A 13697-nucleotide genomic window follows, 5' to 3' on the forward strand; every position below is an offset into this window, starting at 1 on the left:
AAATTCAATAGAATACATAGCATAATCAGCTACATCATCCGCACCAGCCATTCAATACCATTAAGATTCACGCCAAAAAACTAATTACTTTTTCTTATGAATATCCAAGTTCAGTATAGCTTCCACTCTTTATAAAATTAACGCAATCACTGTTATAACAAGTCCTCGAAGCTACTCGACGCAAATTGAAACAGCCTAGTAACTAAGCAATTAAATTATCGAGCAGCTTCGCAAATATGTTATCAACTCAAGATAAACAAACCTAATTTCAGCAGAATATTACTCTGTAAAAAATATTGGAGGGCTTATGACATTAGCAATTGTTTACACTAGAGCATCAATTGGGTTAGAAGCACCTCTTGTTACTGTTGAGGCACATATTAGTAATGGGCTTCCAGGTTTAACACTTGTTGGGCTACCAGAAACAGCAGTAAAAGAAGCAAGAGATAGAGTTCGAAGCGCTCTACTAAATAGCGGGTTTGAATATCCAGCTAAAAAAATAACGGTTAATTTAGCCCCAGCAGATTTACCAAAAGAAAGTGGTCGGTATGACCTTGCCATCGCTATTGCCATACTCGCATCATCAGGGCAAATCCCCCACGAGCCATTAAAACAGTATGAATTTTTAGGCGAACTTGCTTTGTCTGGCGATGTTCGCTATGTCAACAGTGCTATTCCAGCGGCCCAATCAGCATTAAAACAACAGCGCTCTTTAATACTATCAACGGAGAACCAACACCAACTAGGCCTACTTCCAGATAATAGCGTTTATTTCACGACATCCTTATTAGAGCTCTGCCATTTTTTACATAACAAACACACATTAGTTTGTAATCAACAAGTTCATCAAGCATCTATCCCAACCAAGCAAGAAGGTGATATCAACGATATTATTGGTCAAGAACATGGGAAACGGGCATTAGAAATCTGTGCTGCAGGTGGACATAATTTACTCTTGTTAGGTCCTCCGGGGACAGGAAAAACTATGCTAGCAAGCCGTCTAATGACTTTACTCCCCCCCATTAACCTCTCAAGAAGCCTTAGAAGTTGCTTCACTACATAGTTTAAGTGAAAACACAAAAGAAGACATGAATTGGCCAATAAGGCCTTTTAGAGCACCCCACCATAGTGCATCAATTGCCGCTTTAATTGGTGGTGGCTCTCTTCCCAAACCTGGTGAGATCTCACTTGCACACCATGGTGTTTTATTTTTAGATGAATTACCCGAATTTAGCCGCTCGGTATTAGATTCTTTACGAGAACCCCTAGAATCTAGAAAAATTAGCATTTCTCGAGCAAAAGCAAAAGTTTGCTATCCTGCCAGTTTCCAGCTAATTGCGGCCCTAAATCCTAGCCCAACAGGCCATTACCAAGGAGAAATGAGCCGCTCAGCTCCTACTCGCATACTACGTTATCTTTCACGCATATCAGGGCCTTTTATTGACCGATTTGATCTTTCAATAGAGATTCCATTGTTACCTCTCGGTTCATTAAGTAATCAAACTAACCAAGGTGAAACAAGTGAACAGGTTAGACAAAGAGTCATCGAAGCCAGAAATAGGCAACTTAGGCGAGCTGGAAAAATTAATAGTTTACTAACACCAAGAGAAACCACACAATTTTGCCTGCTAACAACAAAAGATGCGTTATTCTTAGAACATGCATTAAATAAGCTAGGTCTTTCCATTCGAGCTTGGCACAGAATTTTAAGGGTTGCTAGAACAATCGCCGACCTTAATGCCGCAGAAACTATTGAACGTTCAGATTTATTAGAAGCTTTGGGGTATCGAGCAATGGATAAGTTATTGCTTCATTTGCAAAAACAAGTAAGCTGAGAAGAGTGGACAGATAAGTACTTATTATCCCGTAGAAATAAAGGGACCGAAGTCCCTCTTATCATACGATGATAATATTAATCATCTGTATCAGTGTAGTCTTCCGATGGGTCTATCTGCGGTTTACCGCCAGATAAAGTATGGAAGCGTTTTGGACGGTTAATACGGCTAGAATATTTTGTCCAAACTTTTTCTTCTGGGGTAGCCGGTTCACGTTCACCACGGCATACAGCGACGAAAAGTTTTTCTTCTTCTGTCTGAGGTGCACGTTTACCTGTATCAAGCTCATTAAAAGCTTGGCCGAGACGTTCTAGCAACTGAGCTTCTTTAATGGTGAAATCACCATGACGAGAAAAGCCACGTGGGTAATGTTTGTTATCAAAAAAACGATTAGTCGTGATGAAGCTATCTGCCATCTGACACACTCCTAACTTATTACAGTCAAACTCTATATGGCGCGGAGTATTAGACAGCATTGACAATCTGTAAAACAAAACATTTAAATCATCACGACAAAAATAATTGGAGATGCATGTGGACAGCGAGTTATTGAGAACTTTTTTAGAGGTCAGTAAAACTAGGCACTTTGGTCGAGCCGCAGAATCACTCTATTTAACGCAATCAGCGGTTAGCTTCCGTATTAGGCAATTAGAAACACAATTAGGTACAAGCCTATTTACGCGGCATAGAAATAATATCCGGTTAACAGCTGCAGGAGAAAGGCTTGTTCCATATGCTGAATCGTTAATGAATACCTGGCTGCAAGCTAAAAAAGAAATATCTCATGCCTCACAACACACAGAGCTTTCTATTGGTGCAACAGCTTCACTTTGGGAAGGTTATCTAACTGACTGGGTAGAAGAACTTTATAATCAACATGATGAACTGCGGCTCGAAGCTAGGGTTTCAACGCGCCAGTCTCTTGTTAAGCAACTACATTCTAGAGAATTAGACTTATTAATCGCAACTGAACCACCTAAAATGGATGAGTTTGAAAGTACAATCATCGGTACGATTGACTTACAACTCATGGCTTCCCAAAAAAATATTGCACTCACAAAATATAATTTTATAAGGCTTGAATGGGGTGCTGACTTCCATCCAAAAAATGAACCTTCATTAACTCAAGATGACACACCTGTTATGATCACTACCTCAGCCCATATTACCCGCCAATTACTTCCTGTATCGCTTTCAGCGGCATTTTTACCTGCTCATTGGGTATATCAATATCCGGGCTTAAAAACGCTCTCAGAAACCTCAATAAACAAACCTTTGTATGCAGTTTGGCTCCAGAAAAACGATCAGCAAGCTCTTATCAATCAACTGATTAAAACTCCAATAAAAAATGCACAGTTAAGTGAATAAAAAATAAGAAGGTGAGTAACAAATCCACTCACCTTCCTATGATCCCATAAACAAACTATAGATCTCTGCAAAATAATCTTAATTGATACTTCATTTTGTTTTTTAATAAGATATATCAATAACAGATAACTGACCAATATTCATACAGCAATACAATGATATTTTGCTTTTTCAGCAAGATAATTTTTGAGCTTAATAAAAATTAAACTACCAACTTTATATATACGCTCATTTTTCTAACTTAAATATTGAGCACAACAAAATATTATTCAACCTGTGAATACATTGAGAAGTATAAAGTCGTAAGTAACAACTCACTGATGATACGAAAAATAAATATAAGATGGTGAAAATAAAAAGTAGCTGGGAGAACGTAACATCACAGTGTATTTAAATAGTGAATACGATTAAGAGATACAAAACAGTGGGATAGCTAATGGGATAAAATAAATTGAAAATTAGCAGAAGGGGAAAAATAACTTTATATTTATAGTCATACGAATAAAGAAAAACCCGATTAAACTAATCGGGTTATCAATAGATACTTCTTTTATTATTACTTAATTGGTAACTGGCAGGGGCGGAGAGACTCGAACTCCCAACACCCGGTTTTGGAGACCGGTGCTCTACCAATTGAACTACGCCCCTAAATTAAGTGGCGGAACGGACGGGACTCGAACCCGCGACCCCCTGCGTGACAGGCAGGTATTCTAACCAACTGAACTACCGCTCCACTTATTCTTTTGCCTTTCGGCTGTTTACTGCTTATTGAGCAATAAACCTTTAATTAATGTCTGGCAGTTCCCTACTCTCACATGGGGAGACCCCACACTACCATCGGCGCTACGGCGTTTCACTGCTGAGTTCGGCATGGGGTCAGGTGGGACCACCGCGCTATTGCCGCCAGACAAATTCTGTTTTGTTCCCGTTTAATTTGGTTTTCACCTTCCTTAAACCAGAACCTCAATCTCAAACAAGCTGCGTGTCCTTCACCTTTCGGCTTCTCACTTCTCGAAAACAACTCTATCTCTCTAAAACACCTTCGGTGTTGTCAGGTTAAGCCTCACGGTTCATTAGTATTGGTTAGCTCAACGTATCGCTACGCTTACACACCCAACCTATCAACGTCTTAGTCTTAAACGTTCCTTTAGGACTCTTAAAGAGTCAGGGAAGACTCATCTCAAGGCAAGTTTCCCGCTTAGATGCTTTCAGCGGTTATCTCTTCCGCACTTAGCTACCGGGCAATGCCATTGGCATGACAACCCGAACACCAGTGGTGCGTCCACTCCGGTCCTCTCGTACTAGGAGCAGCCCCTTTCAATCTTCCAACGCCCACGGCAGATAGGGACCGAACTGTCTCACGACGTTCTAAACCCAGCTCGCGTACCACTTTAAACGGCGAACAGCCGTACCCTTGGGACCTACTTCAGCCCCAGGATGTGATGAGCCGACATCGAGGTGCCAAACACCGCCGTCGATATGAACTCTTGGGCGGTATCAGCCTGTTATCCCCGGAGTACCTTTTATCCGTTGAGCGATGGCCCTTCCATTCAGAACCACCGGATCACTAAGACCTACTTTCGTACCTGCTCGAGCCGTCACTCTCGCAGTCAAGCTGGCTTATGCCTTTGCACTAACCGCATGATGTCCGACCATGCTTAGCCAACCTTCGTGCTCCTCCGTTACTCTTTGGGAGGAGACCGCCCCAGTCAAACTACCCACCAGACACTGTCCGCACCCCAGATAATGGGGCAACGTTAGAACATCAAACATTAAAGGGTGGTATTTCAAGGTTGGCTCCACGCAGACTGGCGTCCACGCTTCGAAGCCTCCCACCTATCCTACACATCAAGGCTCAATGTTCAGTGTCAAGCTATAGTAAAGGTTCACGGGGTCTTTCCGTCTTGCCGCGGGTACACTGCATCTTCACAGCGAGTTCAATTTCACTGAGTCTCGGGTGGAGACAGCCTGGCCATCATTACGCCATTCGTGCAGGTCGGAACTTACCCGACAAGGAATTTCGCTACCTTAGGACCGTTATAGTTACGGCCGCCGTTTACTGGGGCTTCGATCAAGAGCTTCTCCTTACGGATAACCCCATCAATTAACCTTCCAGCACCGGGCAGGCGTCACACCGTATACGTCCACTTTCGTGTTTGCACAGTGCTGTGTTTTTAATAAACAGTTGCAGCCAGCTGGTATCTGCGACTGGCTTCAGCTCCATGAGTAAATCACTTCACCTAATGCCAGCGTGCCTTCTCCCGAAGTTACGGCACCATTTTGCCTAGTTCCTTCACCCGAGTTCTCTCAAGCGCCTGAGTATTCTCTACCTGACCACCTGTGTCGGTTTGGGGTACGATTAATGATAATCTAGAGCTTAGAGGCTTTTCCTGGAAGCGGGGCATGAGCTACTTCATCACCGTAGTGACTCGTCATCGAACCTCAGCATGTAGTGAACCGGATTTGCCTAATTCACCTGCCTACATTCTTAAACCGGGACAACCGTCGCCCGGATAGCCTAGCCTTCTCCGTCCCCCCATCGCAATTATCACCAGTACGGGAATATTAACCCGTTTCCCATCGACTACGCATTTCTGCCTCGCCTTAGGGGTCGACTCACCCTGCCCCGATTAACGTTGGACAGGAACCCTTGGTCTTCCGGCGTGCGGGTTTTTCACCCGCATTATCGTTACTTATGTCAGCATTCGCACTTCTGATACCTCCAGCATGCCTCACAGCACACCTTCACAGGCTTACAGAACGCTCCCCTACCCAACAATATTTACATATCGCTGCCGCAGCTTCGGTGCATAGTTTAGCCCCGTTACATCTTCCGCGCAGGCCGACTCGACCAGTGAGCTATTACGCTTTCTTTAAATGATGGCTGCTTCTAAGCCAACATCCTGGCTGTCTGAGCCTTCCCACTTCGTTTCCCACTTAACTATGACTTTGGGACCTTAGCTGGCGGTCTGGGTTGTTTCCCTCTTCACGACGAACGTTAGCACCCGCCGTGTGTCTCCCGTGATAACATTCTTCGGTATTCGTAGTTTGCATCGAGTTGGTAAGTCGGGATGACCCCCTAGTCGAAACAGTGCTCTACCCCCGAAGATGAGTTCACGAGGCGCTACCTAAATAGCTTTCGGGGAGAACCAGCTATCTCCCGGTTTGATTGGCCTTTCACCCCCAGCCACAAGTCATCCGCTAATTTTTCAACATTAGTCGGTTCGGTCCTCCAGTTAGTGTTACCCAACCTTCAACCTGCCCATGGCTAGATCACCGGGTTTCGGGTCTATACCCTGCAACTTATTCGCCCAGTTAAGACTCGGTTTCCCTACGGCTCCCCTATACGGTTAACCTTGCTACAGAATATAAGTCGCTGACCCATTATACAAAAGGTACGCAGTCACCCTGATAAATCAAGGCTCCCACTGCTTGTACGTACACGGTTTCAGGTTCTATTTCACTCCCCTCGCCGGGGTTCTTTTCGCCTTTCCCTCACGGTACTGGTTCACTATCGGTCAATCAGGAGTATTTAGCCTTGGAGGATGGTCCCCCCATATTCAGACAGGATAACACGTGTCCCGCCCTACTCGTCGAGTTCACAACACTAACATCTTCGGATACGGGGCTATCACCCTTTACTGCCGGACTTTCCAGACCGTTCTCCTGATGCTAATGCTGATTAAGACTCTGGGCTGCTCCCCGTTCGCTCGCCGCTACTAGGGGAATCTCGGTTGATTTCTTTTCCTCGGGGTACTGAGATGTTTCAGTTCCCCCGGTTCGCTTCGTTTGACTATGTATTCATCAAACGATAGTGCAACGAATTGCACTGGGTTTCCCCATTCGGAAATCGTCGGTTGTAACGGTTCATATCACCTTACCGACGCTTATCGCAGATTAGCACGTCCTTCATCGCCTCTGATTGCCTAGGCATCCACCGTGTACGCTTAGTCGCTTAACCTCACAACCCGAAATTGTTTCAACGTTCACCTTACTGTCATGGCTGTGCGTGCATTCCTTCTTTGTTGGGCAGTGCTCGCAATGCTCACATACTTATGTATGCTGCGCTTGCTGTGCGCTGGCCGCCGCGAAGGACTGACTGCTCGCTCATGCCACTCGCTAAAGTGACCGAAAATTTCAGGTCTGAAATTTTGAGAGACTCTCACATTGTTTAAGCGATAAACAATGTGCGTTGTTTTCAATTTTCAGCTTGTTCCAGATTGTTAAAGAGCATAATTGTTAAACCAACTACAATATAATTGGCTTAATCATTATTGGGGACATCGTCTTTCACTCGATATCGGCGCAATTGGCGTCCCCTAGGGGATTCGAACCCCTGTTACCGCCGTGAAAGGGCGGTGTCCTAGGCCTCTAGACGAAGGGGACACAAGATATTGCACATACTGCTGCGGTATCTCATGTAAGTCCTATTCTCTTGAATAAGTCTACCACGTATAGCCTATTGCTCTACTTTCTATCAGACAATCTGTGTGAGCACTTCACAAAAACACTTCAATGGTAAGGAGGTGATCCAACCGCAGGTTCCCCTACGGTTACCTTGTTACGACTTCACCCCAGTCATGAATCACAAAGTGGTAAGCGCCCTCCCGAAGGTTAAGCTACCTACTTCTTTTGCAACCCACTCCCATGGTGTGACGGGCGGTGTGTACAAGGCCCGGGAACGTATTCACCGTAGCATTCTGATCTACGATTACTAGCGATTCCGACTTCATGGAGTCGAGTTGCAGACTCCAATCCGGACTACGACGTACTTTATGAGTTCCGCTTGCTCTCGCGAGGTCGCTTCTCTTTGTATACGCCATTGTAGCACGTGTGTAGCCCTACTCGTAAGGGCCATGATGACTTGACGTCATCCCCACCTTCCTCCGGTTTATCACCGGCAGTCTCCTTTGAGTTCCCGACCGAATCGCTGGCAACAAAGGATAAGGGTTGCGCTCGTTGCGGGACTTAACCCAACATTTCACAACACGAGCTGACGACAGCCATGCAGCACCTGTCTCAGAGTTCCCGAAGGCACTAAAGCATCTCTGCTAAATTCTCTGGATGTCAAGAGTAGGTAAGGTTCTTCGCGTTGCATCGAATTAAACCACATGCTCCACCGCTTGTGCGGGCCCCCGTCAATTCATTTGAGTTTTAACCTTGCGGCCGTACTCCCCAGGCGGTCGATTTAACGCGTTAGCTCCGAAAGCCACTCCTCTAGGGAACAACCTTCAAATCGACATCGTTTACAGCGTGGACTACCAGGGTATCTAATCCTGTTTGCTCCCCACGCTTTCGCACCTGAGCGTCAGTCTTTGTCCAGGGGGCCGCCTTCGCCACCGGTATTCCTCCACATCTCTACGCATTTCACCGCTACACATGGAATTCTACCCCCCTCTACAAGACTCTAGCTGACCAGTCTTAGATGCCATTCCCAGGTTAAGCCCGGGGATTTCACATCTAACTTAATCAACCGCCTGCGTGCGCTTTACGCCCAGTAATTCCGATTAACGCTTGCACCCTCCGTATTACCGCGGCTGCTGGCACGGAGTTAGCCGGTGCTTCTTCTGTCGGTAACGTCAATCGTTGATGATATTAGCATCAACGCCTTCCTCCCGACTGAAAGTACTTTACAACCCTAGGGCCTTCTTCATACACGCGGCATGGCTGCATCAGGCTTGCGCCCATTGTGCAATATTCCCCACTGCTGCCTCCCGTAGGAGTCTGGGCCGTGTCTCAGTCCCAGTGTGGCTGATCATCCTCTCAGACCAGCTAGGGATCGTCGCCTAGGTGAGCCATTACCTCACCTACTAGCTAATCCCATATGGGTTCATCCGATAGCGCAAGGACCGAAGTTCCCCTGCTTTGCTCCTTAGAGATTATGCGGTATTAGCTACCGTTTCCAGTAGTTATCCCCCTCTATCGGGCAGATCCCCATACATTACTCACCCGTCCGCCGCTCGTCAGCGAGAAGCAAGCTTCCCCTGTTACCGCTCGACTTGCATGTGTTAGGCCTGCCGCCAGCGTTCAATCTGAGCCATGATCAAACTCTTCAATTAAAAAGCTTGATGCTCAAAGAATGTTTACTGTCGTATGTCTTCTTGCGAAAACATATTACCTATTAGTTCATATATATGAATTAACGTGTTAGTCACTCTTCAAGACTTAAAATCAAATATTTTTTTGATAGTGTCCTGTGAGTGCCCACACAGATTGTCTGATAAATTGTTAAAGAGCGTTGCGACTGAATCTTTCGATTTTTGAACCGGATTCCGTGAATCAGGTCGTTGTCGCGAGGTGTCGTATAATACGTTTTTTATTTAGAAAGTCAAGCGTTTATTTTCAACTTTTTTCTTTCTCACCTCTGTTATCACTGGGTTACGAAGTTTTCTTCTAACCGGTTTGTCGTGACAACGGATGCGCATTATAGGGAGCCTTCAGAATTACACAACCTTTTTTTTAAAAAAAAACTCTGTTTGCGGATAAAATAGCCACCTTGTGCTTTTTCACCGCATAACGGTTATAAAAGAAACGACTTCATGCCTATAATTCTAACTTTAGCAACCTACTCGCTCATAAATTCATAATGAACTAATGAGTTATTTAACTGCTATCTTTTATTTCTTTTTTACGGTTATCACTATGAACACACTTTTACGTCCTTATTTAGGTATTTACCCTTCTATTAATGCACGCGTTTTCATTGACCCATCTTCTGTTGTAATTGGAGATGTTCGCATAGCTGATGATGTCAGTATTTGGCCTCTTTCTGTTTTGCGTGGTGATGTTAACTATATTTCTATTGGTGCACGTACCAATATTCAAGATGGCTCAGTTCTACATGTCACACATAAATCCGCAAGTAACCCTGAGGGGAACCCGTTAATTATTGGAGAAGATGTCACCATTGGTCATAAAGTTATGTTACATGGTTGCACTATAGGAAATAGAGTGCTGGTTGGAATGGGTTCAATTGTTATTGATGGAGCTATAGTGGAAGATGACGTTATTATTGGGGCTAACAGTTTAGTGACCCAAGGGAAAAGGCTCGAATCCGGTTACTTATATACAGGGAGCCCAGCAAAAGCCATCCGAAAATTGACTGATGCTGAGTTAAGCCATTTACGTTATTCAGCGAATAACTATGTCGAATGGAAAAATAACTATTTAGCTTCTGATAATATGTAAAGCCCATCGTCATCATCGAGGCCTTGTTCAATCAAGGCTTCAAACTCTTCTTCTATATCCCATCGATACTGCTGAAATAAACTCAAAGGTGTTTCTTCTTTACCATAACGTTGAAATAACAATGACTGAGGAATTGCACATTCCGCAAGCATTCCGCTGATCAACACAGGAAAGCGTACTTGCTTGGATAGCGCATCCCACTCTTCTCTATCAGGGAATTGAATTTGCTGATTCACCCTTTCAATTCCTTATATAAGGCAGATAGAACAGGTGTAATTTCAGGAAGAATGCCATGCCATAGTTTAAAAGAAAACGCGGCTTGCCCTACTAGCATACCTAGGCCATCGGCTATTTTAGTCACTTGATGTTGAGTCACAAACTCAAGGAAGGGCGTTAATGATGATTGATAAAACATGTCATAGCATGCAACTTGATCGCTAAACACATTTGGATTGATTGCAGGAACCTCTCCACTTACACCAGATGAAGTCGCATTGATAATCAGATCAAAATCAGCAGATACGATCTGTGAGATCTCTTTCCCGCACATTTTACCTAGTGCTGAAAATTCATTAACTAATAATTCAACCTTAGAAAAGGTTCTATTTGTCAAAGTGATATCACAGCCATATTCTAAAAGTGGCAATAATGCTCCACGTGTCGCACCACCAGCACCAATCATTAATATTCGGCTATTTGGATGAACAAACTTTAAACGTTGTAAATCTAACAAAAGCCCCATTCCATCGGTGTTGTCGCCCAACAATCGATTATCATCAAGCTTCATCACCGTATTAACAGCGCCACAAACTTGAGCTCTTGCAGTTAATTCAGAAACAGCCTGAAAAGCACGCTCCTTAAATGGCAAAGTAATGTTTGCGCCCTTTCCACCCTGAGAAAAAAAACCTATTAGACTTTGTTCGAATCCCTCGATTGGTGCTAGGACTTTTTCATATTCAAGGGAAACCCCTGTTTGCTCTGCAAACATTTTATGTATAACAGGTGATTTACTGTGTTGAATTGGATTACCAAAAACCGCAAACATTTCCATCAATATTATCCTTTACGATATAATTGCCCTGTTTTTGCATCTCTTATTTCAGATGGGTTTTGACGACCACCGACCATTCCATCAAGAACAGGAATACTCCCGTTGAACTGTGCAATAACATCTTCAGTTGTCCTACAAGGCTCTAACCCACTTAAATTAGCACTTGTAGATACCAAAGGTTTGCCATAATGACGGCATAATTTTTTTACTAATTCATGGTCTGTAACTCTCACTGCGATAGTATCAAACCGACCTGTCAACCATTTTGGAGTCGTTACTTTTGCCGGGATCACCCATGTTACTGGCCCCGGCCATGTTGCAAACATCGCTTGCTTTTGTTCTTCTGTTAGTTGCTCATCATCTATATAGTCTTTTAATTGCTCGTAGCTATCAGCGATAAGGATTAATCCTTTTTCCCAAGGGCGTTGCTTTAACTCTAATAACTTATATACCGCTGTTTCACTATCAGGGTCACAACCTAAACCAAATACGGCTTCTGTTGGATAGGCAATAACCTCCTCATGTTGTAATGAACTAATAATACTTTCAATTGCAGGTGTAGATATATTTGACATAGTTTTAACTCATTATTCTTCTTGTTGTTTACCGCAGCGTTTGCTGGCACAAAATAATCTTACTCCCTGTCCCCCCCTTTTTTCCATAAGTAATGGATACTCACAATACTTACATTTACCATTAATAGGCTTATTATTTAATATAAACTGACAGTTAGGGTAATTGTCGCAAGCATAAAAAGTCTTACCATAACGCGATTTTCTCTGTAATAAATTCCCTTTTTGGCATTGCGGACAAGAAATTTTAGTTTCATCCGGTTTATCAATTAGCTCAATATGTTCACATTCAGGATAATTACTACAACCAATAAACATGCCAAATCGGCCTTGCTTAAGCACTAGGTCGTGACTACATTTAGGACAATGTTGACCTTCTAATACTTTAATTATATGACTTTCCACCGTAGGTCTTAGCGGTCTCATATAATGACATTGTGGATAACTTGAACAACCTAAAAAAGGCCCATGTGAACTATTGCGGATAACAAGCAAAGAATCGCATTCTGGACAATGTTCATTTTTTTCTGTATCGAAGGGCAGTTGTTTAGACATGTTTTTCTCTACTGTTGCTTTTAACTAAGTTACTCTGGTATACCCACCAGCCCCCGAGCTAACTACCCCATTAATTTCCATCTCAGTTAATATGGTAATAATTTGAGTAACTGGAATTTGGGTTTGTTCTGCAATGACATCTACTGGTGTCGCTTGGTACCCAACCATACCTAAAATTTTATTTTCTACCACATTAAACTCAAGTGGTGCCTGTTCTATAGGTAATTCGGTTTGTATCCAATTTAACCCATCACCTATATGCTGTAAAACATCCTCAGGTTCAGCTAATAGATAAGCTCCCTGCTGTAATAACCAATGGTTGCCATGAAATGCAGAGTTACCTAATGGAGCAGGCAATGTAAATAAGTCGCGGTTTTGCTCTAATGCATACCTAGCGGTTATCAGTGAGCCACTTTTCATCCCTGCTTCGATTACAATAACTGCTTTACTTAACCCACTAATAATACGGTTTCTCTTGGGAAATTGTTTAGGTAATGGTGGTGCATCAGGCCAATATTCTGAAATCAAAGCACCATAATTTTTGATTTTTTCAGCCAATTCAGTATGTTGACGTGGATAAATATTCGCTAACCCGCTACCTAAAACCGCAATTGTTTCACCTCGATTATCAAGGGCAGCCTTATGGCTTATACCGTCGATACCTAATGCAAGCCCACTGGTGATGGTTATACCATGATGGACAAAGCTCTTCACAAATAGGTTAGTCCATATTCTGCCGTATTCACTTGCTCTACGACTTCCAACTACAGCAATTTGTGGCGTTACCAATAATTCACTTTTTCCCACGACAAATAATAAAAGAGGAGGACGGTAAATTTGCTTTAATAAAAAAGGGTAATGGGAATCACAGAAAGTAATCATTTGATGATGTTTATTTGAAAGCCATGCCTGTACTTTCTCAAGCCGGTGCATAGAGACATTCATAAACTGTAATTGCTGTATTTCATTCAAACCATGATGGTGTAAAGTCTGATAGCTAATTTTATTTAGTTGTTTTAGCTCATTAATTATTCTTACTGCATTCAGAGGTAATAACCTTTTAACCTGTGACATTCTTAACCAAATTTCTTGGATATTCATTATTGTCATCCTGACTCATCAACAAAT

The 13697-nt window shown here is 43.2% G+C and carries 8 protein-coding genes, 3 tRNA genes, 3 rRNA genes and 1 pseudogene; 3 read left to right on the top strand and 12 right to left on the bottom strand.

Annotated elements, in window-relative coordinates; translation table 11 throughout:
• Nucleotides 1-307 precede the first annotated feature (307 nt).
• Nucleotides 308-1835 (top strand): annotated as a pseudogene (locus tag FVA72_RS20440) (YifB family Mg chelatase-like AAA ATPase).
• A 77-nt stretch (nt 1836-1912) separates the two neighbouring features.
• Here FVA72_RS20440 and FVA72_RS20445 read toward each other — a convergent pair.
• On the bottom strand, nt 1913-2251 hold the full coding sequence (locus FVA72_RS20445) for a DUF413 domain-containing protein (protein ID WP_036958821.1): 339 nt from the start codon (nt 2249-2251) through the stop codon (nt 1913-1915).
• A gap of 112 nt (nt 2252-2363) precedes the next feature.
• Between FVA72_RS20445 and hdfR the strand changes: the two genes are divergently transcribed.
• Entirely contained in the window at nt 2364-3203 is an 840-nt protein-coding gene (gene hdfR, locus FVA72_RS20450; protein ID WP_004906133.1) for an HTH-type transcriptional regulator HdfR, read from the top strand.
• 572 nt (nt 3204-3775) lie between these two features.
• Here hdfR and FVA72_RS20455 read toward each other — a convergent pair.
• The 6 genes from FVA72_RS20455 to FVA72_RS20480 form a co-directional block, all read right to left on the bottom strand.
• Nucleotides 3776-3851, bottom strand: a tRNA-Trp gene (locus FVA72_RS20455).
• 8 nt (nt 3852-3859) lie between these two features.
• A tRNA-Asp gene (locus FVA72_RS20460) sits at nt 3860-3936 on the bottom strand.
• A 59-nt stretch (nt 3937-3995) separates the two neighbouring features.
• Nucleotides 3996-4111: ribosomal RNA gene (rrf, locus tag FVA72_RS20465) — 5S ribosomal RNA — on the bottom strand.
• Between the two features lie 144 nt (nt 4112-4255).
• Nucleotides 4256-7164, bottom strand: a 23S ribosomal RNA gene (locus FVA72_RS20470).
• Between the two features lie 349 nt (nt 7165-7513).
• Nucleotides 7514-7589 (bottom strand) — tRNA-Glu (locus FVA72_RS20475).
• Between the two features lie 133 nt (nt 7590-7722).
• Nucleotides 7723-9262: ribosomal RNA gene (locus FVA72_RS20480) — 16S ribosomal RNA — on the bottom strand.
• The 16S, 23S and 5S rRNA genes sit together here with 3 tRNA genes alongside, the layout of an rRNA operon.
• Before the next feature lie 583 nt (nt 9263-9845).
• Between FVA72_RS20480 and FVA72_RS20485 the strand changes: the two genes are divergently transcribed.
• On the top strand, nt 9846-10391 hold the full coding sequence (locus FVA72_RS20485) for a gamma carbonic anhydrase family protein (RefSeq protein ID WP_094963182.1): 546 nt from the start codon (nt 9846-9848) through the stop codon (nt 10389-10391).
• Here the strand turns inward: FVA72_RS20485 and FVA72_RS20490 are convergent.
• From FVA72_RS20490 to dprA, 5 genes are read right to left on the bottom strand one after another with little or no spacing between them, the layout of a single operon-like run.
• Complete coding sequence (locus FVA72_RS20490; protein WP_110591024.1) at nt 10367-10627, bottom strand: DUF1488 domain-containing protein; 261 nt, start codon at nt 10625-10627, stop codon at nt 10367-10369. The genes FVA72_RS20485 and FVA72_RS20490 overlap by 25 nt on opposite strands.
• On the bottom strand, nt 10624-11442 hold the full coding sequence (gene aroE, locus FVA72_RS20495) for a shikimate dehydrogenase (RefSeq protein WP_110591023.1): 819 nt from the start codon (nt 11440-11442) through the stop codon (nt 10624-10626). The genes FVA72_RS20490 and aroE overlap by 4 nt, the downstream gene beginning before the upstream one ends.
• A 5-nt stretch (nt 11443-11447) precedes the next feature.
• Nucleotides 11448-12017, bottom strand: a complete 570-nt coding sequence (tsaC, locus tag FVA72_RS20500) for an L-threonylcarbamoyladenylate synthase type 1 TsaC (RefSeq protein WP_096865179.1) — start codon at nt 12015-12017, stop codon at nt 11448-11450.
• A 12-nt stretch (nt 12018-12029) separates the two neighbouring features.
• The gene (locus tag FVA72_RS20505) at nt 12030-12569 is read right to left on the bottom strand and encodes a DNA topoisomerase family protein (protein WP_036959223.1); all 540 of its coding nucleotides are present in this window, start codon (nt 12567-12569) and stop codon (nt 12030-12032) included.
• Between the two features lie 24 nt (nt 12570-12593).
• On the bottom strand, nt 12594-13670 hold the full coding sequence (gene dprA, locus FVA72_RS20510) for a DNA-processing protein DprA (protein WP_036959221.1): 1077 nt from the start codon (nt 13668-13670) through the stop codon (nt 12594-12596).
• Between the last annotated feature and the right edge of the window lie 27 nt (nt 13671-13697).

The organism is Providencia sp. PROV061 (assembly GCF_011045655.1).
GTDB classification, from domain to species: Bacteria; Pseudomonadota; Gammaproteobacteria; order Enterobacterales; family Enterobacteriaceae; genus Providencia; species Providencia hangzhouensis.